The organism is Actinomycetospora sp. NBRC 106378, assembly GCF_030269685.1.
Lineage (GTDB): Bacteria > Actinomycetota > Actinomycetes > Mycobacteriales > Pseudonocardiaceae > Actinomycetospora.
On record NZ_BSTT01000025.1, the window covers coordinates 24,848 to 48,260 of the forward strand.

Sequence of the window (23,413 nt, forward strand, 5' to 3'; positions counted from 1 at the left end):
TGCAGAAGATGTCGGCGCCAGCCGCAACCCAGGTGACCGTCCCCAACATCGGCGACTTCTCCGACGTCCCGATCATCGAGGTCCACGTCGCGCCCGGTGACACGATCGCCGTGGACGACCCGCTGCTCACCCTCGAGTCCGACAAGGCGACGATGGACGTGCCGTCCTCGCACGCCGGCACGGTGCGCGAGGTCCTGGTCTCGGTCGGGGACCCGGTCAGCGAGGGCACCCCCGTCGTCGTGCTCGACGAGGGGGAGGGGGAGCCGGCCGAGGACACCTCCTCGGCGCCCGCGCCGTCCGGCGCCGCCGCGCAGGCCGACACCGAGGCCGCCGCGCAGGAGCCGGACACCGAGCGCGGGACGCCCTCGGCGCAGAGCACGTCGAACGGTGCCTCGAAGGGTTCCTCGAACGGCAGCTCCGCCCCGACCACCGCGACCCCGGCGGCCTCCGAGCTGCCCGCCCACGCGGGCCCGAGCGTGCGCAAGCTCGCCCGGGAGTTCGGGATCGACCTCGCCCAGGTCAGCGCGAGCGGGCCGAAGGGCCGGATCACGAAGGACGACCTGCTCTCGTTCGTCCGCGGCGGCGACGGGGCCTCGGCGCCCGCGGCGGCCCCGGCTCCGGCCCAGGGCTCGGGCATCCCCGAGATCCCCGCGCAGGACTTCTCGGTGTTCGGCGAGGTCGAGACGCAGCCGCTCTCGCGCATCACCCGCATCTCCGGGCCGTTCCTGCACCGGTCCTGGCTGAACGTCCCGCACGTCACGCACAACGACGACGCGGACATCACCGACACCGACCGGTACCGCAAGGAGCTCGACACCGCCGCGAAGGCGGACGGCTACCGGGTCACGCTGCTGGCGTTCCTTATGAAGGCCAGCGTCTCGGCGCTCAAGGCCTTCCCGACGGTGAACTCCTCGCTGACCCCGGAGAAGGACGCGCTGATCCTGAAGCGCTACTACCACATCGGGGTCGCGGTGGACACGCCCGGCGGGCTCGTGGTGCCGGTCATCCGGGACGTCGACCGCAAGGGCATCGTGGAGCTCTCGAAGGAGCTCGGCGAGGTCTCGGCCCGGGCCCGCGACGGCAAGCTGACCGGCGACGACATGAAGGGCGGCACCTTCACGATCTCGTCGCTCGGCGGCATCGGGGGCACGGCGTTCACGCCGATCGTCAACGCGCCCGAGGTGGCCATCCTCGGCGTCGTGCGCTCGCGCGTGGCGCCGGTGTGGAACGGCACGGAGTTCGAGCCGCGCACGCTGCTGCCGCTCTGCTTCTCCTACGACCACCGCGTCATCGACGGCGCCCTGGCCGCCCGCTTCACCCGGCACGTCGCCCACACCATGGGCGACGAGCGCCGCCTGCTGCTGTAAGCCGCGCCAAGCAGATGCGCACGCCCGCGCTCCTCCGTCACGCGGTCGTGCGACCTGCGGCGCGAACCCCCTCCGGCTCTCCAGGGAGATATCGCTGTGGCTGACACCGTCGTCGTCGAGGTCCCCGACATCGGCGACTTCACCGACGTCCCCGTCATCGAGGTCCACGTGACCGAGGGCAGCGAGATCGCCCTCGACGAGCCGCTGCTGACCCTCGAGTCCGACAAGGCGACGATGGACGTCCCCGCCGAGGTGGCGGGGACCGTCACCGAGGTGCGGGTCGCGGTCGGCGACCGGGTCTCGCGGGGGAGCGCCATCCTCGTCGTGACCCCAGCCGGCGGTGGGTCGGAGCAGACGTCCACGCCCGTCCCGACGAAGAAGGCCTCGACGCAGACCGAGAAGCCCGGGGCCCAGGAGCGGAACCGCACCGCCCCGACCCCGGCGTCGGACGGCGCCGAGGACCGCCACGTCGGGCTGCTGGTCCTCGGCGCGGGACCCGGTGGTTACACGGCCGCGTTCCGGGCGGCCGACCTCGGGCTCGAGGTGCTCGTGGTGGACTCCCGCGACACCCTCGGCGGCGTGTGCCTCAACGTCGGGTGCATCCCGTCGAAGGCGCTGCTGCACGCCGCGAAGGTGATCGCCGAGACCAAGGAGATGTCCGAGCACGGCGTCTCGTTCGGGGCGCCCACCATCGACCTCGACAAGCTCCGCGACTGGAAGGACGGCGTCGTCGGGAAGCTCGTCGGCGGCCTGGCCGGGCTCGCGAAGCAGCGCAAGGTCTCGACGCTGCAGGGCGTCGGCCGCTTCGTCTCGCCCCACCGCGTCGAGGTCACCACGGCCGACGGGTCGACGACGACGGTCGGGTTCGACCAGGCGATCGTCGCAGCGGGGTCGGAGCCGGTGCAGCTGCCGTTCGTCCCGCACGACGACCCTCGCGTGCTCGACTCCACCTCCGCCCTCGAGATCGCCGAGGTCCCGGAGCGGCTCCTCGTGCTCGGCGGCGGCATCATCGGCCTGGAGATGGCGACGGTGTACGCCGAGCTGGGCTCGAAGATCACCGTCGTCGAGCTGATGGACCAGATCATCCCGGGGGCCGACAAGGACCTCGTGAAGCCGCTGGCCAAGCACATCGGCTCCCGCTACGAGAACGTCTTCCTCTCCACGAAGTGCACCGACGTCGAGGCCACCGACAAGGGCCTCGTCGTGTGGATGGAGGGCAAGAAGGCGCCGGAGCAGGACACCTTCGACGCCGTGCTCGTCGCCGTCGGCCGCGTGCCCAACGGCAAGGTCCTCGGGCTCGACGCGGCCGGGGTCGACGTCAACGACCGCGGCTTCCTCGCCGTCGACGAGCAGATGCGCACCAACGTGGCGCACATCTTCGCGATCGGCGACATCGTCGGGCAGCCCATGCTCGCGCACAAGGCGGTGCACGAGGGCAAGGTCGCCGCCGAGGTGGCGGCGGGGAAGAAGAGCGCGTTCGACGCGAAGGTCATCCCGTCGGTGGCCTACACCGACCCCGAGGTCGCGTGGGTGGGCGTCACCGAGAACGAGGCGAAGGCGCAGGGCCTCTCGTACGGCACCGGCACGTTCCCGTGGGCGGCGTCCGGGCGTTCGCTGTCGCTGGGCCGCTCGGAGGGCTCGACGAAGCTGTTGTTCGACACCGAGACCGACCGGATCATCGGGGCGGGGATCGTCGGGCCGGCCGCGGGCGACCTGATCACCGAGGCCGCCCTGGCCATCGAGCTCGGGGCCGACGCCACCGACATCGGCCTCACCATCCACCCGCACCCGACGCTGTCGGAGACCGTGGGCATGGCGGCCGACGCGTTCGAGGGCACGCTGACCGACCTGTACCTGCCGAAGAAGAAGCCGGCGAAGGCCTGACCGCTCCGAACGAGCGGCACTTTCGCAGCATCGATGTGCGCGACAGTGCCGCTCGTCCGGGTCGGGGAGGGTCAGGCCGACGGCACGTCCACCGTCACCGCCTGCACGGCCGCCTCGCGGACGTCGCGACGGTTGTGCTCGAGGAAGTCCGGGGCCGTGCACAGGTAGAGCGTCCGGCCGTCGGACCCGCCCAGCCCGCACGCGTACACCCCGGTGCCCGGCTCGACGGAGTCGACGATCTCGCCGCCCTCGCGCACGCGCACGGCCCGGCCGCCGAGCGCGTCCGCGACCCACAGGCAGCCCTCCGCGTCGAGCGTCGGCGAGCAGCCGTCGGGGGCGACGACGAGCTGGCCGCCGAGCACCGTCTCGAGGTCCGACGCGGTGGGCAGGTCACCGAACCGCGCCCAGTCGCGACGGGGGCCGAGCGACCCGTCGTCGTGGATGTCGAAGGCGCTGATGCGGTTGCCGAACGTCTCGTCGACGATCAGCGTGCCGCCGGAGACGACGCTGCCGTTGGGGAACCACAGGTCGTCGGCGGCCGCGGTCACGGTGCCGTCGGCGTCGATGCGGTACACCGTCGTCGGGGTGACCGCCTCACCGCCCATGAGGTCGAACCCGAAGTTGCCCACCCACGCCCGGCCGGTGGCGGGGTCGACGACCATGTCGTTGAGCTGCGCGGGGACCCGGCCGGACAGGTCGGCGTGCGTGACCACGGTCCCGTCGTGCTCGCGACGCAGGACCCGCTGGTCGCGGGCGGACACCGCGAGGAGCCGGCCGTCGGGGAGCCAGCCGATCCCGGAGGGCTGGGCGGGGATCTCCAGCTCGGTGCGCAGGTCCGTGCCGTCCTCGGCCGCCGAGAGCACGCGGTGGGTGTAGAAGTCGACGAACCACAGCCGGTCGTCGTGCCAGCGCGGGCACTCGGTGAAGGACATCCCGTCGACGACGGTGCGGATCTCGCGGCTCACGTGTGACCTCCTGGCCTCGGCGGTGGGGCGGGAGGAACGTACTGCCTCAGAAGCGTCGGCGGATGTGTCCCAGCGGGCCCATGAGCAGGAAGAGCAGCGGGAACAGGGCGAACCCGGCGGCCTGCCCGGTGATCACCAGCGCCACGAGCCCGATCCCGAGCACGATGGGGATGAGGGCGACCGGCCAGAGCGTGTGCCGCACGGGCAGGTGCGGCGCCATGGGGACCACCTGCCCCGCCGGGGCGAGGTGCGGCTCGGGGAGGTCCCGGAACAGCGCGTCGAGTTCGTCGCGGTAGACCGCCGCGCCCGCCGTGGCGGAGCGGTCGCTGTACTCGGCCACGTCGAGCCGTCCGGCCTCGAGGTGCTCGTCGAGGGCCTTCATCGCCGCCGTCCGCTCGTCGTGGCCGACCCGCAGGCGGGGCGTCTCGGCCGGCCGGTCCGCCTGGTCGTCGTCCATGTCCCCATGGTGCGCCCGGATCGGCCTGCGTGCCGTGAGGTCGACGTTCAATTCCGGGCGAGCAGGCCGTAGACGCCCACCGGGGCCGCGTCGTCGTCGGGCCAGCGGGCCACGTCGACGAGCCCGGGCGGCACGAGGTCGAGCCCGGCGACCAGCGCGGCGATCTCGTTCCGCGACCGGAGGGTCAGCTCCGTCGCGCTCCCGCGCATCGCCTCGGCGACGCCCGCGATGGCCGCCCCCACGGCGGGGTCGTCCTGGTCGTCGCTGTTGTGGCTGATCGCGATGGCGCTGCCGGGCGTGAGTGCCTCCCGGTACCGCGCGACCACGGCGGCGGCATCGTCGGGGACGAAGTGCAGGACGGCGACCATGAGCACCCCGACCGGCCGGGACAGGTCGAGCAGGCCCGCGACGCCGGGGGCCTCGAGGACGGAGTCGGGGTCGCGCAGGTCGGCGCGGGTCACGCTCACCTGCGGCAGGTCGGCGGTGATCTCCTGTGCGTGCGCCACCGCCACCGGCTCGAAGTCCACGTAGGCCACGCGGGCCCGCGGCGCGATCTCGTGCACGTTGCCCACGGTGGGGACCCCCGAGCCGAGGTCGAGGAACTGGTCGATGCCCTCGCGGAGGCACCACCGCACTGCCGCGCCGAGGAAGGCGCGGTTGGCCTGGGCGGAACGCGCGATGTCCGGGTAGGCCGCCATGGTGCGGGACGCCTGCTCGCGGTCGACCGCGAAGTTGTGGGACCCGCCGAGGATGTAGTCGTAGACGCGCGCCGCGTTCGCGCGCTCGAAGTCGACGCCGGCGGCCAGGAACTCGTCGGTCACCCGCCCACGCTAGCCCTGGGCGGTCGGCCGCACGACGATCTCGCCGACGTCCACCCCGGGCGGCTGCTCGATGGCGAAGGCGATGGCGCGGGCAATCGCGTCGGCGGGCATCCCGATCTCGTCCATGCGCTCGCGGGCGGCGGCCCGGGCGCCGGCGTCGGGCACGGAGTCCACGAGCTCGGTCCGCGTCATCCCCGGGGACACCGCCGTGACCCGCAGGTCGGGACCGGCCTCCTGGCGCAGCGCCTCGGACAGCGTGCGGACCGCGTTCTTCGTCGCCGCGTAGACGGCCTGGCCGGGCACGATGCGCAGGCCGGAGGTGGACACCACGTTCACCACGTGGCCCGATCCCTGGGCGCGGAAGTGCGGGAGAGCGGCCTCGATCCCGTAGAGGACGGCCCGCAGGTTGACGTCGATCATCTCCTCCCAGTCCTCGACCGCCTGGTCCTCGAGGGGGGCGATGCGGGCCACGCCGGCGTTGGAGACGAGGACGTCGAGCCGGCCGTGGGCCTGCACGGCGAGATCGACGAGCGCCCGGACGTCCTCCCGTCGGCGGACGTCCGTCGGGCGGATGCGGGCTTCTCCACCCAGCTCGGCCGCGAGGGCCTCGAGGCGGTCGGCGCGGCGCGCACCGAGGGCCAGGCGCGCCCCCTGTGCGTCGAGCAGTCGGGCGGTCGCCTCCCCGATCCCGCTGCTGGCTCCGGTGATCACGACGACGGGTGCGTCCACGGTGCGCTCCTCGATGCGATAAGGCTATCACTCGCTAGAGTAACAGCCCTCTCACATCACTGGAGGCGGCGATGCCCGGAGGACCCCGGCAGCGGGGCCGCTACCACCACGGCGACCTGCCCTCGGCGCTGCTCGACGCGGGGCTCGAGCAGCTCGCGACGGCGGGTCCGGCCGGCTTCTCGGTCGCGGAGGTGGCTCGACGGGTGGGGGTGAGCACGGCCGCCCCGTACCGGCACTTCACCGACCGCGACGGCTTCCTCGCCGCCGTCGCCGCCCGGGCGGCCGAGCGCCTGGCGGCCGCGGTCGTGGCGGCCGCGACCGACGACGACCCCCGCGACCGGCTCGCCGCCGCGGCGGGCGCGTACGCGCTGTTCGTCGCCGAGCACCGCACGGGCTTCGACGTGATCTACGCGTCGGCGCTGCGGGCGGCGCGGGACGCCGACCTCGCGGCGGCGGGACGCGCGGTGATGGCGCTGTTCCTCGAACCCGCCCGGGAGATCGCCGGGGACGGGGCGCTCGGGCTCACCGAGCAGGTGGTGGCCCTCGCGCACGGGTACGGGACGTTCGACGCCGACGGCTTCCTCACCGCCGACCGCGTCACCGCCGAGCCGACGGCGACCCGGGCCCGGCGGGCGGCGCGCGCGCTGATCGCCGGGTGGGACGGTCAGCGGGGCGGCCCCAGCACGACGTTGCCGTAGCGCTCCGCGACGGCCGGGTCGGGTCGCACCTCGAAGCCGTCCGGCCGGGGCGTCGACCGGTCCCGTCCGGTCGCGCGGAACATGCCCTCGATCCCGCCCGGCGTGCTGATCATCAGGATGTCGGCGCGCTCGGAGGTGACGCGGTAGGCGTGGCCGACCCCGCGGGGGAGGAAGACCACACCGCCCTCGCCGAGCTCGTACTCCTCGTCGTCGCACCACACGAGCGCCGAGCCACCGAGCAACAGGAAGATCTCGTCCTCGGCGCGGTGGAGGTGGTACGGCGGCGCCTCGCCGCGGCCCACCGCGAAGCGGCCCATCATGAGCTGTCCGTCGGTGGCGGCCGAGTCGAGCAGCATCGTCAGCGTCCCGCCGCCGAGCCACTCCAGCTGCTGGTGCTCGGCGGCCTGCGAGAGGTACAGGCGGCTCACGGGATGAGCACGATCTTGCCGTGGGCGTGGCCCGCCTCGAGCTCGGCGTAGGCGTCGGCGACCTTCTCCAGGGGGTAGGTGGCGGCCACCGGCACCTCCAGCTCACCTGCGGCGACCCGGGCGGCGAGGCCCGCGAGCACCGTGACGTCCGTGCCCACCACGCTCGCGTCGGTCCGCGCGCCGGTGCGGGCGGCGGCCGCGAACCCGATGATCGTGTCGATGCGGTCCGGGGCCACTCCGAGCTCGACCGCGAGGTCCACGTAGGGGTCACCGTAGGCGTCGAGGAACCCGTCGATCCCGTCCGGGGCCGCCGCCCGGAGCCGGTCGGCGAGGCCCTCCCCGTAGGCCACCGGCTCGGCGCCGACCGCGCGCAGCCACGGGTGTCGTGCCTCGCCGGCGATCGCGAGGACCCGCGCCCCGCCCGTCGTCAGGAGCTGGACCGCGAGCGAGCCCACCCCGCCCGCGGCACCTGACACCGCGACGGTGCCCTCCGCCCCGACGGCGCGCGCCGCCGCCCAGGCGGTGGCCCCGACGACGTAGAGCGCCCCGGCGACCTCCCACGGCAGCGCAACCGGGCGGGCCACGAGCTGCGACGCGGGGACGGCGACGTGCGAGGCCTGGCTGGAGCGGGACCACGACCAGCCCAGCACCTCGTCGCCGACGGCCCGGCGCGTGACCCCCGCACCGACGGCCGTGACCACGCCGGCGAGGTCGCTGCCCTGGCCCGAGGGGAACGTCGAGGGCGCCTGCTCGGCCAGCGCGCCCTCCCGGATCGCCGCCTCGCCCGGGTTGATCCCGGCGGCGCGGACCTCGACGACGACCTCGCCGGGCCCGGGGACCGGCATCGGGACGTCGACGACGGCGAGGACGTCCCGCCCGCCGTGATGATCGAAGCGGACGGCGCGGGCGGTGCTCCCTGGACGACTCACGCGGGCGACGCTAGGCCGGGTCACCCGGGAGATCGAACGGTTGCCGCCGATGTCCGACATCGCCGCCGTCGATGGCCGCGCCCGCCGTGAGGAGCTGCTCGCGCAGCCAGGCGTGGGCCGGGTCGGCGGTCAGCCGCGGGTCCCACACCATCACCATCGCGAGCGGCCGGAGCGGGATCGGCGGCGCCGCCGTGCGCAGGGCCCCGTGGGGGTCGAGGGCGCGGACCAGGCACCCGGGCACGAGGGCCACGAGGGGCGTGCCGCGCAGCAGGAGCGGGACCGCCGCGAAGGCCTCGGTGGTGACGTCGGGGCGCCGTTCGAGGCCCTGCTCGGCGAGCTGGCGCTCCAGCAGGGTGCGCCCCGGCGTCGCGACCGTCGCGTAGGGCATCGTCAGGAACCGCGCGACGTCCACGTCGTCGATCGCCGCGTTGGCGGCGTCCGCGGTCAGCCGGAAGTGGTCGGTCCAGAGCGTCGCGCGGGCACGACGCGCGTCCTCCCGCGCGATCTCCGCCGGCCGGACGACGACGTCGGCGAGGTCGTCGCCCGCGGGGGAGGGCCGGATGCGCAGGCGCACGCCCGGGGCCCGGCCGGCGAGATCGGCGAGCAGCGGCCGCAGCAGGGCCACGGCGACGTAGTCGCTCGTCGCGACGGTGAACGTCCGCTCCGTGCGCGCCGGGTCGAACGCGACCGCGCGACCGAGGACGGCCTCGACTCCCGCGACGGCGTCGCGGACCGGGCCGACGAGGCCCTCGGCGACGGGGGTCAACGTCGAGCCGCGCCCGCGCCGCACCAGCAGCGGGTCGTCGAAGTGGGCGCGCAGCCGCGCGAGCGAGCCGCTCATGGCGGGCTGGCCGACGCTGCACCGCCGGGCCGCGCCGGACACGCTGCGCTCGGTCAGCAGGGCGTCCAGCGCGGGCAGCAGGTTGAGGTCGACCCCGGCCAGGGAGGTGGCGCGCACCGGCCCATCCTCGCCCTACGGCAGCAGCTCGAACCGCGTCGCCTCGTGGCGCAGCGCGTCCCGGTGCTCGGGCGCCGCGATCGCGATGAGCTCCCGGGCGCGCTGCGCGATGGAGCGCCCGCGCAGGGACGCCACGCCGTACTCGGTGACGACGTGGTCGACGGTGTTCTTCAGCGTCGTGACCACGCTGCCGGCGGTGAGCTGGGCGCGGATGCGCGACATCCCCGACGAGGTGGCCGCGTGCGTGACGAGGAAGGCCCGGCCGCCGGGGGAGTACATCGCGCCGCGGGCGAAGTCGGACTGCCCGCCCGAGGACGACCAGTAGCGGCCCGCGATCGTCTCGCTGGCCGCCTGCCCCACGAGGTCGACCTCGGTGGTGGCGTTGATCGAGACGAAGTTCGGCTCCTCGGCGACGACGCGGGGGTCGTTGGTCCACTCGACCGGCAGGAACGCCACGTCGGTCCGCCCGTCGAGCCAGCGGTGCATGGCCTCGTCGCCGAGGGAGAAGGTGGTCACGTGCTCGCCCGGCCGCTGCTTCTTCCGGGCGCCGGTGACCACGCCGAGGTCGACGAGGTGCGCCAGCCCGCTCGCGAGGCACTCGGTGTGGATGCCGAGGTCGCGGTGGCCGGTCAGTGCCGCGGTCACCGCGCCGGGGGTGCCCCCGACCCCGATCTGCAGGCACGCCCCGTCGGGGACCATGTCGGCCACCAGCTCGGCGATGGCGTGGTCGGCGGGGGAGGGGTCGCGGTGGCGCACCGGCGGCAGGGCGCGGTCGGTCGCGATCCAGCCGGCCACCTGGTCGGCGCGCAGCAGGTTCTCCCCGCGGGTGAACGGCATCGCCGTGGTGGCCTCGAGCAGGAACGGCACCTCGCCGATCATCGAGGCGACGTAGTCGGCGTTGGTGCCCAGACTGAACCGTCCGTCGTCGTCGGGACCCGCCGCCGCGGCGAGCACGACCGTCCGCTTCGTGGCCTGCCGCAGGAGCAGGGGCAGCTCCGAGAAGTGGTTGGGGACGAGGTCGCAGGTCCCGTTCCGGAAGGCCTCGCGCGAGCCCGGGCCGAGGTAGTAGTCGACGTGGCGGAGACGGTCGCCGAACTCGCCGCGGATGTAGGGCCGCTCGACGAACGGGTCCATCCGGTGCACGCGGACGCCGTCCAGCTCGTCCGCGATCGACTCCAGCAGGTCGAGCAGGGTCTGCGGCTCGCCCTGCCCGATCGGCACGATCACGTCGGCGCCGGGCGGGACCAGCTCGCGCAGCCGCGCGCGGGCGTCGTCGGGGGACAGCGGGGCGGTCATGATCGACGCGTACCCGGTGCACCCCCGGGAACACCGCGCGGCCCCGTCCGGTTGGTGGCTCCACACGTCGACCCAGGAGGGGGACATGGAGGCCACGCTCTGGGACCGGGGCACCTTCCACGCGGAGCTCGGGCAGTGGATCGACGCCGCCCGTGTGCTCGCGGAACTCGTCGAGTCCGAGCCGGACGCGTCCGCGGCGCGGCTGCTGCTCGCCCGCGCCTACTACCACTCCGCCCAGCTCACGCGGGCCGAGGAGCAGGCCCGACGGCTGGTCGCCGACCGTCCCGACGACGGCTACGCCCACCTGCTGCTCGGGCGCTCGCTGCAGCGCCAGGGGCGCCACGACGAGGCGGCCGGCCCGCTGCGGCTGGCGTCCGCCCTCGGCGCGGTGTGATAGCCGGTAGCTGGGCCGTGTGAGTGAACGACACGCCGTCTCCGGTTGCGCACTACTCAATGTGATCGATCCGCGTCACGCCGCTGACGTCCGTCCGTCGCCGGTCGATATCCGGCTCGTCGAGGGAAACGGCGAGGGAGTGGCATGACGCAGGTGTACGAGCCGTGGGTGGTGGTCCTGTCGGACCCGCAGACGGGCGGGCTCGAGAGCTACGGGCCCTACTCACGGGAGGAGGCGGAACGGCTGCGCCTGTGGTGCTCGGCCGAACTGGACCTCGACGGCCTCGGGGACGTGGTCGTGCTGGCCGCCCGGATGCGGTCGTGACGGGGGCGGGCTGGCTCACGCCACGCCGGCTCGTGGTGGTCGACGGCGGGATCGGGCGTCCGTCGTCGACCCACGTCGTCGCGGAACGGACGACGGCGGCCGTGGCGGGCGCGCTCCGCGCCGCGGGTCCGACGCTGGTGACGACGGAGCGCGTGCTGCCGCGCGATCACGCCGTCGACATGACGGCGGCGATCGTCACCGGTCGGACGCCGCCGGCCCTCGCGGCCGCGCTGGACGTCGTGCGGGGGGCGGACGCGGTGGTGGCGGTGGTCGGGCCGACGTCCCTGCTCGCGACCTTCCTGGGTCTGATCGCGGACCTCCGCGACGTCCCGGTCCTGGTCGCGGGTCCCGACGCCGGGCTCCGGCTGCCCGGCGCGACCGTGGTCACCACGCCCACCGAGCTCGCGGACGAGGTGGCACGGCGCACGGTGGGGAGCCCGCCGTCGCCGGTGGTGCCGCCGATCCCGGCGGTCCCGGTGCCGGCGGAGGAGGATCCCGACGACGGGTGGACCGTCGCGTTGCGCCACGGCGAGCGCGGGGAGTGGAGCGAGGCCGCGCGGCTGCTCGGACCCGTCGTCGAGGACGACCCCTCGACGACGATCCCGCGCATCCTGCTGGTCGAGGCCCTGATGGGCTCGGCGCAGTGGCGTCCCGCGGCCGCGCACCTGCGGGTGCTCATCGCCGAGCACCCGGCCGACGCCTACGCCCGGGACCTGCTGGAACGCTGCTCGGCTCAGCTCGGGTCCCACTCCAGGGTGGTGGTGTCGAGCGAGTCGAGCAGGTCGAACCACGGGCCGGTGCGGGGCAGCTCGAACCGGTAGAAGAAGCGGGCGGCGGACCGCTTGCCCGCGGCGAACGCGTCGTCGCGGGTCCCGACGGCGACGAGCTGCTCCAGCCAGATCCAGGCGGCGACCACGTGGCCGACGGCCTCCAGGTAGACGCTCGCGTTGGCCAGGGTGACATCGGGGTCCCCGGCCGCGTGCAGCGTCGCCGTCGTCTTCTCGATGCGCACCAGCGCCGCCTCGAGCGCCGCGGCGTACTCGGGGTGCTCGCCCGCCCGCTCGATCGTCCGGCGGATCGTCGTGAGCAGCAGCTCCAGGCCGGCGCCGCCGCGCATCACGGCCTTGCGGCCGAGCAGGTCGATCGCCTGGATGCCGTGCGTGCCCTCGTGGATCGGGTTGAGGCGGTTGTCCCGGTAGAACTGCTCCACCGGGAAGTCGCGGGTGTAGCCCGAGCCGCCGAGCACCTGGATCGCGAGGTCGTTGGCCGCGAGGCACCACTGCGACGGCCAGCTCTTCGCGATCGGGGTCAGGACGTCGAGCAGCAGCGCGGCCTCCGCCCGCGACCCGTCGTCGGGATGGGTGTCCTTCTCGTCGACGAGGCGCGAGCAGTACAGCCCGAGCGCCATCCCGGCCTCGGCGTAGGACTTCTGCGCGAGCAGCATCCGCCGGACGTCCGCGTGGCGGGCGATCGGGATCATCGGCGTGCTGACGTCGCGCCCGCCGACGGCGCGGCCCTGCGTGCGGGTGGTCGCGTACTCGAGGGAGTGCAGGTAGCCGGTGACGCCGAGGGCGGTCGCGCCCATCCCGACGCCCACCCGGGCCTCGTTCATCATGTGGAACATGGCGGCCAGCCCGCCGTGCTCGGCGCCGACGAGCCAGCCGACGGCCCCGTCGCGCTCGCCGAAGTTCAGCAGCGTGTTGACCGTGCCGCGGTAGCCCATCTTGTGGTTGATGCCGGCGAGGACGACGTCGTTGCGCGTGCCGTCGTCGAGCATCCTCGGGACCGCGATGAGGCTGATGCCCTTCACCCCGGCCGGACCGCCCGGGATCTTCGCGAGCACCAGGTGGACGATGTTGTCGGTCAGCTCGTGCTCGCCGCCGGAGATCCACATCTTGGTGCCGACGACCCGGTACGACCCGTCGTCCTGCGGTTCGGCGCGGGTGGTGATGTCGGCGAGGGACGACCCGGCCTGCGGCTCGGAGAGGCACATCGTCCCCGACGTCGTGCCGTCGAGCATGCCCGGCACCCAGGCCTCGATCTGCTCCGGCGTGCCGTGCGCGAGGAGGAGGTTGACCGCCGCCGTCGTCAGGAACGGGTAGGACGCGGTGCCGATGTTCGCGGCCTGGAACCACGCCAGGGCCGCGCGGGCGACCGTGAACGGCAGGCCCGTGCCGCCGTGCTCGGCCGGTACCGACGCGGCGATGAACCCGGCCTCGGCGAACGCCCGGATCGCCTCCTGCACGCCGTCGACCAGCACGACTTTCCCGTCGGGGCCCTGGTGCGGCTCGGCGAGGTCGGCGGCCCGGTTGTGCGGCTCGAAGCGCTCCGTGGCGATCTGCTCGGCGAGGTCGAGCACCGCGTCGATCGTCTCGCGGTCGTGCTCGGCGAACGGCGCGCGGTCGAGGAGGTCCCCGACGCGCAGCCAGTCGTGCAGCAGGAAGTCCAGGTCGGCGCGGTCGAGGATCCGGGAGGTCACGCCGACCATCATGCCGCCGCTCCCCGCGGCGCCGCCTCCGCGAGGGCTACGTGGGGCAGGTCCCTGGGCGGTCCGGGAGGCCTGGTGCACCTCTCGCGGCCGGGGAGAACGTGGATCAGGTGCGTTCCCGGCTCCCGGCCTCGGCCTGCCCCTCCAGGACGGGCTCGGTGGTGCCGACGAGGTGGGCGAGCATCGCGTTCCCGGCGTCGGTCGGCTCGTGCGCGCGGATCGCCGCGAGGATGACGCGGTGGTCCCGCAGGGAGCGGGCCGGCTGCCCGGGGCGGCCGAGCGAGGTGGCCGACGTGCGGTCGAGGGCGTCCCGGATGCCGTCGAGGAGGCCCACGAGGACCGGGTTGTGCGAGGCGCGGGCGACGCCGAGGTGGAACCGGCGGTCGCCCGCGTGGCCGGGGAGGCCGTCGGCGATCTCGTCGGCCATGAGGTCGAGCGCGGCCTCGAGCTCCGCGAGGTCGGCGCCGGTGGCCCGCGCGGCCGCGACGCGGGCGCACTGCGTCTCGAGCGCCTGGCGGGTCTCCCAGATGTAGGGCAGGGCGAGGCTGGTCTCGTGCGTGTCGCCGACCAGGACGCGGACCGGCTCGGGGTCGATCCGCCGGAGGAAGAGGCCTTCCCCGTGCCGGGCCTCGACCATCCCGTTCGCCCGCAGCGTCGCGATGGCCTCGCGGACCGAGGACCGTCCGACGCCGAGCGCGGCCGCGAGTTCCCGCTCCGAGGGAAGGCGGTCGCCCTCCGCCAGGCCGTTGGCCGCGATGTACTCGCGCACCGAGCCGACCACGCGTTCGAACAGTCCCTGGCGCCGCAGCGGCCGCATCGGTCCCGGTGTCGCCATGCGCGCCTCCTCGTGGTCCGACCAGTGTAGGGGGACGCACGGGACCGGCGGAGCAGCCGTAACACCGCGGCAACCGGAGCCCGGCTAGATCACTGGTCTGACCACCAGACCAGTGGAGGCGACATGAGCTTCGTCAGCAGGCACGGCATCCGTTCGCCGGAGGAGGCGGCGGCCGCGGAGGAGCTGGCGGCCCGCGTCCGGGCACTGGACCTCCGTCAGGTCCGCATCAGCTGGGGCGACCAGCACGGCATCCTGCGGGGCAAGACGGTCGAGGTGGGCCACTTCCTCGCCGCGCTGGAGGAGGGCAAGGACTTCCAGACCGCGACGCTGATCTTCGACACCACGAACAACCCCGCCGTCGCGCCGTTCGCGGCCGAGGGGTTCGGCGACCCGCGGATGACCGGACTGCCCGACGGCGTGCTGGTGCCGGACCCGACGACCTTCACCCTGCTGCCCTGGGTGGAGCGGACCGGCTGGATCCTGTCCGACCTGTACTACCGCAACGGCGACCGCGTGCCGTTCGACACCCGCGGGGTGCTGCAGCGCCAGCTCGCCGCGCTCGAGGCCGAGGGCTTCGGGTACACGACCGGCGTCGAGCTGGAGTTCTACGTGACGCGGATGGTGGACCCGCGCCACGGCTTCGCGGACTCGGGCTGGCCGCCCGCGGCGCCCGAGGTGACGGCCCTGTCGCACGGCTACCAGTACCTGACGGAGAACCGTGGGGACGAGGCCGACGCGATCCTCTCCGTCCTGCGCGACCACGTCGTCGCCCTCGGGCTACCCCTGGCGACGGTCGAGGACGAGTGGGGGCCGGGTCAGATCGAGTTCACCTTCGACCCGCTCCCGGCCCTGCGCAGCGCCGATGCGGTCCTGCTCGCGCGGAGTGCGATCAAGCAGGTCTGTCGCCGCCACGGCTACCACGCGACGTTCATGTCCCGCCCGGCGTTGCCCCACATCGTCTCGAGCGGCTGGCACCTGCACCAGTCGCTGTCCGCCCCCGGGGTGGCCAACGTGTTCCCCGGGGAGGGCGACGCACTGCTCTCCGCCACCGCCCTGCACTTCCTCGGCGGCCTGCTCGCCCACGCGCCGGAGTCCTCCCTGCTCTCCACCCCGACGGTGAACGGCTACAAGCGCTACATCGCGAACTCCTTCGCGCCCGACCGGATCGCCTGGGCGGAGGAGAACCGCGGCGCGATGGTGCGGGTCTCCGGGGCCCGGGGCGACGCGACGACGCACCTGGAGAACCGGGTCGGTGAACCGGCGGCCAACCCCTACCTGTACATGGCGTCGCAGCTGATCTGCGGACGGGAGGGGATCGCGCGGGAGATCGACCCCGGGCCCTCCGCCGACGAGGCCTACGACGCCGACCGGCCGCTGCTGCCGCCGTCCCTGGAGGCCGCTCTCGCGCACTTCGAGACCAGCGCGCTCATGCGCCGCGAGCTCGGCGACCCGTTCGTCGACTACCTGGCCACCGTCAAGCGCAGCGAGGTGACGCGGTTCAACGCCGCCGTCACCGACTGGGAGCAGCGCGAGTACTTCGAGGTCTTCTGAGATGGCCCCCGAGATCCCCGAGATCCCCGAGATCCCCGAGATCCCCGAGATCCCCGAGCTCCCGGTGCTCGCCGAGCACCGCGTGGAGGCCCCGCGGCGGCGTCCCCTCTGCCTGGCCCTCGCGCAGCTCGCCGGACCGTGGCTGGACCTCCGGGCCCGGTTCGACCGCCTCGTCGCGGCCGCCCGGCTCGCCCGCGACCGGGGCGCGGACGTGGTGGCCTTCCCGGAGACCTACCTCGCGGGCTATCCGTTCTGGCTGCCGCGCACCGGTGGAGCCGCGTTCGAGGACCCGGACCAGAAGGCCTGCTACGCCTACTACCTGCAGAGCGCCCTCGAGATCGGCGGGCCGTACCACCGGGATCTGGAGACCCTCGCGGGCGACCTCGGCCTGACACTCGTCGTCGGGGTCTCGGAGCGGGTGGGCGGGACGGTCTTCTGCACGCTGCTCACGGTGCGGCCCGGTGCCGGCACGGTGGTGCACCACCGCAAGCTCGTCCCGACCTACGACGAGCGGCTGGTCTGGGCCCACGGTGACGGCGCCGGTCTGCGGGTGACGCGCGTGGAGGGTGTCGGCGTGGGCGCGCTGAACTGCTGGGAGAACTGGATGCCGCAGGCCCGGTCGGCCCTGCACGCCCAGGGGGAGGAGGTCCACGTCGGCGTCTGGCCCGGCTCCTCGCGCCTCACGTCCGACGTCACCCGCTTCGCCGCCGTGGAGGGTCGGATGTTCGCGGCCGCGGCCTCGGGGCTCTACCGGGTCGAGGACGTCCCGGACGACTTCCCCCTGGCCGCGGCGTTGCGGGACGCGGGCGATCCGGGGTTCGACGGCGGCAGCGCGGTCGCGCGTCCCGACGGCAGCTGGCTCGTCGAGCCGCAGGCCGGGCGGGAGGGGCTCGTCGTGGCCGAGCTCGATCCCGACGAGGTGGCGGCCGCGCGCCTCACGTTCGACCCCGCCGGCCACTACGCCCGCCCGGACGTCTTCCACACGACCGTCGACCGTCGACGCCGGACGACGACGGGCTTCGTCGACGGGTGAGCCGGCTCAGCGCCGCGCGCCCAGCCACGCACACGCGAGGAGGGCCAGCTCCACGTCCAGCCGGTCGTCCCCGACCGGCCGGCCGCGCACCTCCTTCGCCCGGCGCACCCGGTACTTCACCGTCGAGGGGTGCACGCCGAGCCGGCGCGCGGTGGCAGCGTTGCTGCCGCCGGTCGCGAGGAAGACCCGCAACGTCTCGCGCAGCCGGGCGCTGGTCGCGCCGGGTTCGGCGAGCGGGCCGAGGACCCGCCGGACCCAGGCGGTGGCACCGTCGAGGTCGGCGCACAGCAGGGCGACCGCGCCGACCTCGTCGAACAGCGTCACCGCCGGTGCGTCCGCACCCGCCGCGAGGGTCACCGCGCGGGCCCGCAGCGCCTGCTCGTGCGTCACGCGGAACCCCTCGACGCCCGCCGCGGGGGCGCCGCAGGCCACGCGCACCGGCTCGCCGGACCGCCCCACCACCGCGGCCACCGTCGCCCGGGACACCTCGACCACCCCGGGCAGCCACACCCAGGCGCTGGTGGTGTCCCACGGGACGACCAGGGCCCGGCCGTCGGCGTCGAGCGCCGCGGCCAGGGCGTCGGCGCAGCGTTCGAGCGTGACCAGCGCCGGACCCGCCGTCGGGACCCCGTCGAGCCAGAGCACGAGCCCGAGGTGCTCGCGCCCGAAGCGGTAGCCGAGGACCGCTTCGACGGCGAGCCGGTCGTCCGGGCCGGTCGGGGCCCGTCGGTCGAGGACGTCGCGGATGCGGGCGACCCGGATCGCGTGGCGGTTCTCCAGCCAGCGGTCGCGCTCGGCCTCGTACACCGCCACCACGTGCTGGGAGACGTGGTCGACGTACTCGAACACCGTGAGGACGACGTGCTGGGACACCGCGGCCACGTCGTCGGGTCCGACGCACGCGAACGCCCACTCCATGAGGTGGGCCTGCCCGAGCCGGTAGGCGCGGACCAGCGCGTTGACCGGCACCCCGCGCTGCGCGAGCCGCCGGGCGTACTCGATCGCGGCCGGTGGGGCCTCGATCGCCCGCGGCGGCAGGCCGTGGGCCAGCATGTGGACGATCGTCTCGACGTTGCCCTCGACGCTCGCCCCGAGCAGGTCGATCAGGCCCGGATCGCCGCGCAGCTCGTCGATCCGCGCGGCGAGCAGGTCCCGGATGGCGTCGCTGATCTCGCTGCGGTGACGGGCGAGGGCCGCGGCGACGGCGGCGGCCGGGGCGGCCCCGTCGTCGGGACGGCGCAGGGTGCCGCCGAGCTCCTGCACGCGACCACCGCCCTGTGACTGCCGCCACCTCGACGGTAGCTCCCCGCCCGCGGACGAACCAGCCTCCGCGGTTGGTCTCCGGGGGACGAAGCGCCCGAGGTGTGGTCCGGGTCACGGTGGAGGCTCCCGACGACGGAGGAGGACGCGTGCCCCTGCACCCCGAGGCCCAGGCTCTGCTCGACGCACTGGCGGAGATGGGCAGCCCGCCCTTCGAGTGCATGACGGTGCCCCAGGCCCGCCAGGCCACGGCGGCGTTCCTGGACCTGCAGCCGCCCGCGGAGGAGGTCGGCACCGTCTCGGACCGGGCCATCCCCGGTCCCGGCGGCGACATCCCGGTGCGGATCTACGTGCCGTCGGGCGAGAAGATCCGCGGCGTCCTGCTGTACTTCCACGGCGGCGGGTGGGTGATCGGTGACCTCGAGACCGTCGACCGGCCGTGTCGCAGCATCGCGAACGCCGCCGACGTCGTGGTCGTCTCGGTGGACTACCGGCTCGCGCCCGAGCACCGGCAGCCGGCGGCGTTCGAGGACTGCTACGCCGCGACCCGGTGGGTCGCCGAGCACGCCGACGAGCTGGACGTGGACCCGACGCGGCTCGCCGTCGGCGGCGACTCCGCGGGCGGCCACCTCGCCGCGGCGGTCTCGCTGCACGCCCGCGATCACGGCGGCCCGGCGATCGCCTTCCAGCTGCTCATCTACCCGGTCACCGACTTCGCGTTCACCACCCCGTCGCACGCCGAGAACGGCGAGGGCTACCTGCTGCAGCGCGCGACGATGCAGTGGTTCTGGGCGCACTACCTCGGCGCGACCGACCCCGACAAGGACCAGACCGTCTTCCCGGCCCGGGCCGCGACGTTCGCCGACCTGCCGCCCGCCTTCGTCGCCACCGCCGAGTTCGACCCGCTGCGCGACGAGGGCGAGGCGTACGCCGCGTCGATGCGCGACGCCGGCGTCGACGTCACCGCCACCCGCTACGACGGCATGATCCACGGCTTCCTCTGGACCCTCGGCGCCACGCCGTCGGGCGCCCGGATGGTCGACGACGCCGTCGTGGCCCTGCGATCCGCCCTGGAGAAGTGAGGACCATGACCGTCACCGAGACCCGTCCCGAGCCCACCGACGCCGGCGCGGTCGAGCACGTCGACGTCCTGGTGGTCGGCGCGGGCGTCGCCGGCATCGGCGCCGGACACCACCTGCGCACCGAATTCCCGGACCGCAGCTTCCTGATCCTCGACGCCCACCCCGACCGCGGCGGCACGTGGTGGACCCACCGCTACCCCGGCGCCCGCTCGGACTCCGACCTGTTCACCTACGGCTACCGGCACAAGCCGTGGCGTGGGCCGTCGATCGCGTCGTCGGGCGAGATCCTGACCTACCTCGACGAGGTCATCGACGAGGACCGGCTGGGGGAGCGGATCCGCTACCGGCACCGCGTGGTCTCGACCAGCTGGTCGTCGGAGGAGAACCGCTGGACGGTGGATGTCCATCGGGAGGACACCGGCGAGACGGTGCAGGTGAGCTGCCGGTTCCTGTGGATGTGCCAGGGCTACTACAAGCACGACGAGCCGTACGTGCCGGAGTTCCCCGGCCGCGAGCGCTTCCGCGGCGCAATCGTCCACCCGCAGAGCTGGCCCGCGGACCTGGACTGGACCGGGAAGAAGGTCGTCGTCATCGGCTCCGGCGCGACCGCGGCCACCGTCGTGCCGGCGATGGCGGAGACCGCCGAGCACGTGACGATGCTGCAGCGCACCCCGACGTTCATGATCGCGGCGCCGAAGACCCACGAGCTCGCGATCCAGCTCCGCGCCCTCGACATCCCGGAGGAGTGGACCTACGAGATCCTGCGCCGCACGTACATCGAGCAGTTCAACGAGCTGACGCGGCTCTCGGCCGAGGACCCGGACACGGCCCGGCAGTACCTGCTCGACGAGATGCGGCCGCACCTGCCCGAGGGCTTCGACATCGAGAAGCACTTCAACCCGGCCTACCGCCCCTGGCAGCAGCGGATCGCCCTGCTCCCCGACGGCGACATGTTCGCGACGATCAAGGAGGGCCGCTCCTCCGTCGTCACCGACACCATCGAGACGTTCACCGAGACCGGCATCCGCCTGTCCTCCGGCGAGGAGCTCGAGGCCGACGTCATCGTCACGGCCACGGGGTTCAACCTGTCCTGCTTCGGCGACGTCGCCTTCACCGTCGACGGCGAGCCGGTCGACTTCTCCGAGCGGGTCACGTGGCGCGGGATCATGATCGACGGCGTGCCGAACATGGCCTTCGTCTTCGGCTACTTCCGGCACTCCTGGACCCTGCGGGCCGACCTGGTCTCCGATCTCGTGGTGCGGCTGCTGCGGCACCTGGACGACCTCGGGGTCTCGTCGGTGACGCCGGTGGCCGGACCCGACGTCGAGCTGCGGCCCTGGTCGGACCCGGAGAACTTCAACCCCGGCTACGTCGTCCGGTCCCAGGACCGGATGTTCAAGCAGGGCGACCGGGCCCCGTGGACCCACATGCACGAGTTCGCGGAGGAGCGGCACACGCTGCCCGCCGCCGATCTCGACGACGGGTCGCTCAAGTACGGCTGAGCCGTCACGCCGAGGCCGCCCAGAGGACGAGCCCGGCGAGCACGAGGCTCGTCGCCAGGACGACCCAGCCGGCGAGGGCGTGGGCCAGCGCGCCCCACGCGCCACGGCGGGCGCCGAGCGCCGCGACGACCACGGAGCCGAGCACCCCCAGCGCGATCACCACGAGGGCGACGAGTTGGGGGAGCCCGGTGCACAGCAGCGCGGCGCTGCTCGCGGTGCACGAGTCCGCCGCCATCGCGATCGGCAGCAGCGCGACCATCCCGACGAGCCCGCCCGCGGCGAGGAGCACGGCCGCGTGCACGGCGGCGAGGGTCACGACGGCGGGGCGGGGCCGGGTCTCGAGCAGCATGGTCGGGACCCTGCTCGCGCCGACCCGTCGTCGGGACCGGGGAACTACTCAGGCACCCCGGTAGCGCGGCGGCCGCTTCTCGGCGAACGCCGCCGGGCCCTCCACCGCGTCCTCGGTGCGCATGACGCCGAGGAACGCGGTGTGCTCGCGGGCCATCGCGGTCTCGTGGTCGAGGCCGAGCCCGTCGAGGACGCGCTCCCGGGCCGCCCGGACTGCGAGGGGACCCTTCGCGGCGATCGAGCGCGCCAGCGCGCGGGCCGCGGGGACCAGCTCGGCCGGCTCGACCACCGGTTGACCAGCCCGGACCGGTACGCCTCGGCGGCGTCGATGGGCTCGCCGGAGAGGACCATCTCCATCGCGAGTCCCAGCGGGACGGTTCGCGGCAGCCGCACGGTGCCGCCGGCGCCGGGGATGATCGCCCACTTCGTCTCGGCCAGCCCGAAGGTGGCGTTCGGCGAGCAGAGCCGGATGTCGCAGGCCAGCGCCATCTCGAGCCCGCCCGCCAGGGCGTGCCCGTTGACAGCGGCGATCAGCGGCTTGAACCGGGTGGTCGCGGTGAAGCCGCCGAAGTTCCAGGGCGGGTCCTCGCCGGCGCGGACGGCCTCGCGGTAGGCCGGGATGAGCTTCTTGAGGTCCGCGCCCGCGGAGAACGTCGTGTCCCCGGCGCCGGTGAGCACCGCGACGAGCCGGGCGTCGTCGGCCTCGAAGTCCGCGACCGCGGCCCCGAGGTCGCGTTGGTGCTCCGGGTCGAGGGCGTTCCGCGCCTCCGGGCGGTCGATCGTGATGACGACGACGCGGTCGTCCTCGGGGTCGGCTTCGACGCGGATCGGCACGGGCGCCAGCGTCGCGGACGGCCGGTCCGCGCGGCAACGCCCCGGTTGTGCGCGACCGAATCGGATGTCAGAGTGTCGTGGATCACCAACGATGCTGTGGAGGCCACCACCATGAGCAGCACCTCTCTGTTCGAGCGTCTCGGCGGGACCTACGCGATCGCCGGCGCGGTCGACGTCCTGGTCGACCGGCTCTTCGAGAACGCGGGAGTCATCGCGAACCCGGCGGTCGCCGAGCACCACGTCGCGGCCAACGGACCCGGCTACAAGTTCCTCGTGACCGCCTGGTCGATCGAGGCGGCGGGTGGTCCGAAGTGCTATCCGGGCCTCGACATGATCGCGGCGCACACGAAGCTGCACATCACCGACGAGCAGTTCAACGCCGTGTACTACGAGATCGAGGCGACGCTGCGCTTCCTCGGCGTCCCGGAGGCCGAGACGAAGGAGTTCATGGCGATCATCGAGCACTACCGGCCCGAGGTCACCCAGCAGCAGAAGGTCGAGCAGGCCGGGACGCTGGAGCCCGCCGTCGCGTGAGTGAGGAGTCGCTCGACGTCGACCTGCAGCGGGCCTCGGCCGCCTGGCCCCGCCCGCTGCGGGTCGGCCTCGTCGACCCCGACCCCGACCCCGCCTGGCCCGACGAGGCCCGGCACTGGGGCGTGCGGCTCGGTCTGCCCGTGCACCACGTCGGCGCGACCGCCGTGCCCGGTCTCCCCGCGGTCCCGCAGATCGACCTGCTGGTCCTGGTCGACGATCCCGACGACGAGGTGCTCCACCTCGCCTTCGAGGCACGCGACCTCGCCCCCCGCGGCCCGGGCGTGTGGCGCCGTCCCGCTCTGTCCGACGAGGCGTGTCCCACCGCCGTCGAGGTCCGCCTGCTCCGGCCGGAGGACCCGGCCGTCGAGCCGTTCCTCCGGTTCCGGGACCTCCTGCGCTCCGACCCGCACGCGGCGCAGCGCTACACCGACGTCCGGCGCGGCCTCGCGGGCGACTACGACGACCTGGGCGTCTACCGCCGGGCGAAGGGCCCCGTGATCGCCGCGCTGCTCCGGGGCTGAGCCGGGTCCGCCCTCGTCCGCGAGGTGCACAGGAGGCAGGTCTCGCGGCGGCGGATTCAAGGAGCGGACGCAACATCCTCGAGTTGAGGGTGGGTGTCGGTGTGGGTGGTGTCGCTGTTCCGCGGTGGGTGCGTCGGGAGTTCTGGCGGGCTCGCCGTGACGGTGTGGATCACGG

25 protein-coding genes are annotated in these 23,413 nt (G+C 74.1%); 12 read left to right on the plus strand and 13 right to left on the minus strand.

Going from position 1 to position 23,413, the window contains the following annotated elements:
* Window positions 1-32: 32 nt before the first annotated feature.
* On the plus strand, window positions 33-1,367 hold the full coding sequence (locus QSK00_RS29815; protein WP_285597080.1) for a 2-oxo acid dehydrogenase subunit E2: 1,335 nt from the start codon (window positions 33-35) through the stop codon (window positions 1,365-1,367).
* A 96-nt stretch (window positions 1,368-1,463) separates the two neighbouring features.
* On the plus strand, window positions 1,464-3,251 hold the full coding sequence (lpdA, locus tag QSK00_RS29820) for a dihydrolipoyl dehydrogenase (protein WP_285597082.1): 1,788 nt from the start codon (window positions 1,464-1,466) through the stop codon (window positions 3,249-3,251).
* 71 nt (window positions 3,252-3,322) lie between these two features.
* On the opposite strand, the gene QSK00_RS29825 is transcribed toward lpdA, so the two are convergent.
* Genes QSK00_RS29825 through QSK00_RS29840 form a run of 4 tightly spaced genes read right to left on the minus strand, consistent with a single transcriptional unit; the run spans window position 3,323 to window position 6,223 of the window.
* Entirely contained in the window at window positions 3,323-4,216 is an 894-nt protein-coding gene (locus QSK00_RS29825) for an SMP-30/gluconolactonase/LRE family protein (RefSeq protein ID WP_285597083.1), read from the minus strand.
* Window positions 4,217-4,262: 46 nt separating this feature from the next.
* Window positions 4,263-4,673, minus strand: a complete 411-nt coding sequence (locus QSK00_RS29830; protein WP_285597085.1) for a DUF1707 SHOCT-like domain-containing protein — start codon at window positions 4,671-4,673, stop codon at window positions 4,263-4,265.
* A 47-nt stretch (window positions 4,674-4,720) separates the two neighbouring features.
* A complete protein-coding gene (locus QSK00_RS29835; RefSeq protein ID WP_285597087.1) occupies window positions 4,721-5,494 on the minus strand; it encodes an SAM-dependent methyltransferase in 774 nt (257 codons plus the stop codon).
* A 9-nt stretch (window positions 5,495-5,503) separates the two neighbouring features.
* Window positions 5,504-6,223 (minus strand): SDR family oxidoreductase, encoded by a 720-nt coding sequence (locus QSK00_RS29840; RefSeq protein WP_285597090.1) that lies wholly within the window; start codon window positions 6,221-6,223, stop codon window positions 5,504-5,506.
* A 71-nt stretch (window positions 6,224-6,294) separates the two neighbouring features.
* On the opposite strand from QSK00_RS29840, the gene QSK00_RS29845 reads away from it, so the two are divergent.
* Window positions 6,295-6,921 (plus strand): TetR/AcrR family transcriptional regulator, encoded by a 627-nt coding sequence (locus tag QSK00_RS29845; protein WP_285597092.1) that lies wholly within the window; start codon window positions 6,295-6,297, stop codon window positions 6,919-6,921.
* Here QSK00_RS29845 and QSK00_RS29850 read toward each other — a convergent pair.
* Genes QSK00_RS29850 through QSK00_RS29865 form a run of 4 tightly spaced genes read right to left on the minus strand, consistent with a single transcriptional unit; the run spans window position 6,888 to window position 10,532 of the window.
* Complete coding sequence (locus QSK00_RS29850) at window positions 6,888-7,349, minus strand: cupin domain-containing protein (protein ID WP_285597094.1); 462 nt, start codon at window positions 7,347-7,349, stop codon at window positions 6,888-6,890. The genes QSK00_RS29845 and QSK00_RS29850 overlap by 34 nt on opposite strands.
* The gene (locus QSK00_RS29855) at window positions 7,346-8,278 is read right to left on the minus strand and encodes an NADP-dependent oxidoreductase (protein WP_285597096.1); all 933 of its coding nucleotides are present in this window, start codon (window positions 8,276-8,278) and stop codon (window positions 7,346-7,348) included. Before QSK00_RS29855 ends, QSK00_RS29850 begins: the two co-directional genes overlap by 4 nt.
* Window positions 8,279-8,288: 10 nt before the next feature.
* Window positions 8,289-9,236 carry a LysR family transcriptional regulator gene (locus QSK00_RS29860; RefSeq protein WP_285597098.1) on the minus strand — a complete coding sequence of 316 codons (948 nt, stop codon included), beginning with the start codon at window positions 9,234-9,236 and terminating at the stop codon, window positions 8,289-8,291.
* Window positions 9,237-9,251: 15 nt separating this feature from the next.
* The gene (locus QSK00_RS29865) at window positions 9,252-10,532 is read right to left on the minus strand and encodes an acetyl-CoA hydrolase/transferase family protein (protein WP_285597100.1); all 1,281 of its coding nucleotides are present in this window, start codon (window positions 10,530-10,532) and stop codon (window positions 9,252-9,254) included.
* An 85-nt stretch (window positions 10,533-10,617) separates the two neighbouring features.
* On the opposite strand from QSK00_RS29865, the gene QSK00_RS29870 reads away from it, so the two are divergent.
* The 3 genes from QSK00_RS29870 to QSK00_RS29880 all read left to right on the plus strand — a co-directional run bounded on the left by QSK00_RS29870 (window position 10,618) and on the right by QSK00_RS29880 (window position 12,071).
* A complete protein-coding gene (locus tag QSK00_RS29870; protein WP_285597101.1) occupies window positions 10,618-10,926 on the plus strand; it encodes a tetratricopeptide repeat protein in 309 nt (102 codons plus the stop codon).
* 144 nt (window positions 10,927-11,070) lie between these two features.
* The gene (locus tag QSK00_RS29875) at window positions 11,071-11,250 is read left to right on the plus strand and encodes a hypothetical protein (protein WP_285597103.1); all 180 of its coding nucleotides are present in this window, start codon (window positions 11,071-11,073) and stop codon (window positions 11,248-11,250) included.
* Window positions 11,247-12,071, plus strand: coding sequence for a tetratricopeptide repeat protein (locus QSK00_RS29880; protein WP_285597105.1), 825 nt, complete (start codon window positions 11,247-11,249; stop codon window positions 12,069-12,071). Before QSK00_RS29875 ends, QSK00_RS29880 begins: the two co-directional genes overlap by 4 nt.
* Here the strand turns inward: QSK00_RS29880 and QSK00_RS29885 are convergent.
* Together QSK00_RS29885 and QSK00_RS29890 are read right to left on the minus strand one after the other, a co-directional pair.
* On the minus strand, window positions 11,984-13,738 hold the full coding sequence (locus QSK00_RS29885; RefSeq protein WP_285597131.1) for an acyl-CoA dehydrogenase: 1,755 nt from the start codon (window positions 13,736-13,738) through the stop codon (window positions 11,984-11,986). The two genes, QSK00_RS29880 and QSK00_RS29885, sit on opposite strands and share 88 nt — an antisense overlap.
* Before the next feature lie 106 nt (window positions 13,739-13,844).
* Window positions 13,845-14,573 carry a FadR/GntR family transcriptional regulator gene (locus tag QSK00_RS29890; protein ID WP_285597107.1) on the minus strand — a complete coding sequence of 243 codons (729 nt, stop codon included), beginning with the start codon at window positions 14,571-14,573 and terminating at the stop codon, window positions 13,845-13,847.
* A 123-nt stretch (window positions 14,574-14,696) separates the two neighbouring features.
* Between QSK00_RS29890 and QSK00_RS29895 the strand changes: the two genes are divergently transcribed.
* The gene (locus tag QSK00_RS29895; protein WP_285597109.1) at window positions 14,697-16,124 is read left to right on the plus strand and encodes a glutamine synthetase family protein; all 1,428 of its coding nucleotides are present in this window, start codon (window positions 14,697-14,699) and stop codon (window positions 16,122-16,124) included.
* A gap of 1 nt (window position 16,125) precedes the next feature.
* Window positions 16,126-17,157 (plus strand): carbon-nitrogen hydrolase family protein, encoded by a 1,032-nt coding sequence (locus tag QSK00_RS29900; protein WP_285597111.1) that lies wholly within the window; start codon window positions 16,126-16,128, stop codon window positions 17,155-17,157.
* Window positions 17,158-17,163: 6 nt separating this feature from the next.
* Here the strand turns inward: QSK00_RS29900 and QSK00_RS29905 are convergent, their stop codons facing one another.
* Window positions 17,164-18,420, minus strand: coding sequence for a PucR family transcriptional regulator (locus QSK00_RS29905; protein ID WP_285597113.1), 1,257 nt, complete (start codon window positions 18,418-18,420; stop codon window positions 17,164-17,166).
* Window positions 18,421-18,566: 146 nt separating this feature from the next.
* On the opposite strand from QSK00_RS29905, the gene lipP1 reads away from it, so the two are divergent.
* Window positions 18,567-19,499, plus strand: a complete 933-nt coding sequence (lipP1, locus tag QSK00_RS29910; protein WP_285597115.1) for a LipP1 family hormone-sensitive lipase — start codon at window positions 18,567-18,569, stop codon at window positions 19,497-19,499.
* 5 nt (window positions 19,500-19,504) lie between these two features.
* Window positions 19,505-21,001, plus strand: coding sequence for a flavin-containing monooxygenase (locus QSK00_RS29915; protein WP_285597117.1), 1,497 nt, complete (start codon window positions 19,505-19,507; stop codon window positions 20,999-21,001).
* 4 nt (window positions 21,002-21,005) lie between these two features.
* On the opposite strand, the gene QSK00_RS29920 is transcribed toward QSK00_RS29915, so the two are convergent.
* Both QSK00_RS29920 and QSK00_RS29925 read right to left on the minus strand, forming a co-directional pair.
* The gene (locus tag QSK00_RS29920) at window positions 21,006-21,350 is read right to left on the minus strand and encodes a hypothetical protein (protein WP_285597119.1); all 345 of its coding nucleotides are present in this window, start codon (window positions 21,348-21,350) and stop codon (window positions 21,006-21,008) included.
* 44 nt (window positions 21,351-21,394) lie between these two features.
* Window positions 21,395-22,183 carry an enoyl-CoA hydratase/isomerase family protein gene (locus QSK00_RS29925; protein WP_285597121.1) on the minus strand — a complete coding sequence of 263 codons (789 nt, stop codon included), beginning with the start codon at window positions 22,181-22,183 and terminating at the stop codon, window positions 21,395-21,397.
* 111 nt (window positions 22,184-22,294) lie between these two features.
* Here QSK00_RS29925 and QSK00_RS29930 point away from each other — a divergent pair, with 111 nt between their 5' ends.
* Window positions 22,295-22,717 carry a group I truncated hemoglobin gene (locus QSK00_RS29930; RefSeq protein ID WP_285597123.1) on the plus strand — a complete coding sequence of 141 codons (423 nt, stop codon included), beginning with the start codon at window positions 22,295-22,297 and terminating at the stop codon, window positions 22,715-22,717.
* Window positions 22,714-23,238, plus strand: a complete 525-nt coding sequence (locus tag QSK00_RS29935; RefSeq protein ID WP_285597125.1) for a GrpB family protein — start codon at window positions 22,714-22,716, stop codon at window positions 23,236-23,238. The genes QSK00_RS29930 and QSK00_RS29935 overlap by 4 nt, the downstream gene beginning before the upstream one ends.
* Window positions 23,239-23,413: the final 175 nt, after the last annotated feature.

What these genes read in the sequence shown, in the direction of transcription:
- QSK00_RS29830 (WP_285597085.1), bottom strand. Translation starts at nt 4,673, where the DNA reads ATGGACGACGACCAGGCGGACCGGCCGGCCGAGACGCCCCGCCTGCGG.
- QSK00_RS29845 (WP_285597092.1), top strand. Translation starts at nt 6,295, where the DNA reads ATGCCCGGAGGACCCCGGCAGCGGGGCCGCTACCACCACGGCGACCTG.
- QSK00_RS29865 (WP_285597100.1), bottom strand. Translation starts at nt 10,532, where the DNA reads ATGACCGCCCCGCTGTCCCCCGACGACGCCCGCGCGCGGCTGCGCGAG.
- QSK00_RS29870 (WP_285597101.1), top strand. Translation starts at nt 10,618, where the DNA reads ATGGAGGCCACGCTCTGGGACCGGGGCACCTTCCACGCGGAGCTCGGG.
- QSK00_RS29875 (WP_285597103.1), top strand. Translation starts at nt 11,071, where the DNA reads ATGACGCAGGTGTACGAGCCGTGGGTGGTGGTCCTGTCGGACCCGCAG.
- QSK00_RS29885 (WP_285597131.1), bottom strand. Translation starts at nt 13,738, where the DNA reads ATGGTCGGCGTGACCTCCCGGATCCTCGACCGCGCCGACCTGGACTTC.
- QSK00_RS29890 (WP_285597107.1), bottom strand. Translation starts at nt 14,573, where the DNA reads ATGGCGACACCGGGACCGATGCGGCCGCTGCGGCGCCAGGGACTGTTC.
- QSK00_RS29895 (WP_285597109.1), top strand. Translation starts at nt 14,697, where the DNA reads ATGAGCTTCGTCAGCAGGCACGGCATCCGTTCGCCGGAGGAGGCGGCG.
- QSK00_RS29900 (WP_285597111.1), top strand. Translation starts at nt 16,126, where the DNA reads ATGGCCCCCGAGATCCCCGAGATCCCCGAGATCCCCGAGATCCCCGAG.
- QSK00_RS29915 (WP_285597117.1), top strand. Translation starts at nt 19,505, where the DNA reads ATGACCGTCACCGAGACCCGTCCCGAGCCCACCGACGCCGGCGCGGTC.
- QSK00_RS29920 (WP_285597119.1), bottom strand. Translation starts at nt 21,350, where the DNA reads ATGCTGCTCGAGACCCGGCCCCGCCCCGCCGTCGTGACCCTCGCCGCC.
- QSK00_RS29930 (WP_285597123.1), top strand. Translation starts at nt 22,295, where the DNA reads ATGAGCAGCACCTCTCTGTTCGAGCGTCTCGGCGGGACCTACGCGATC.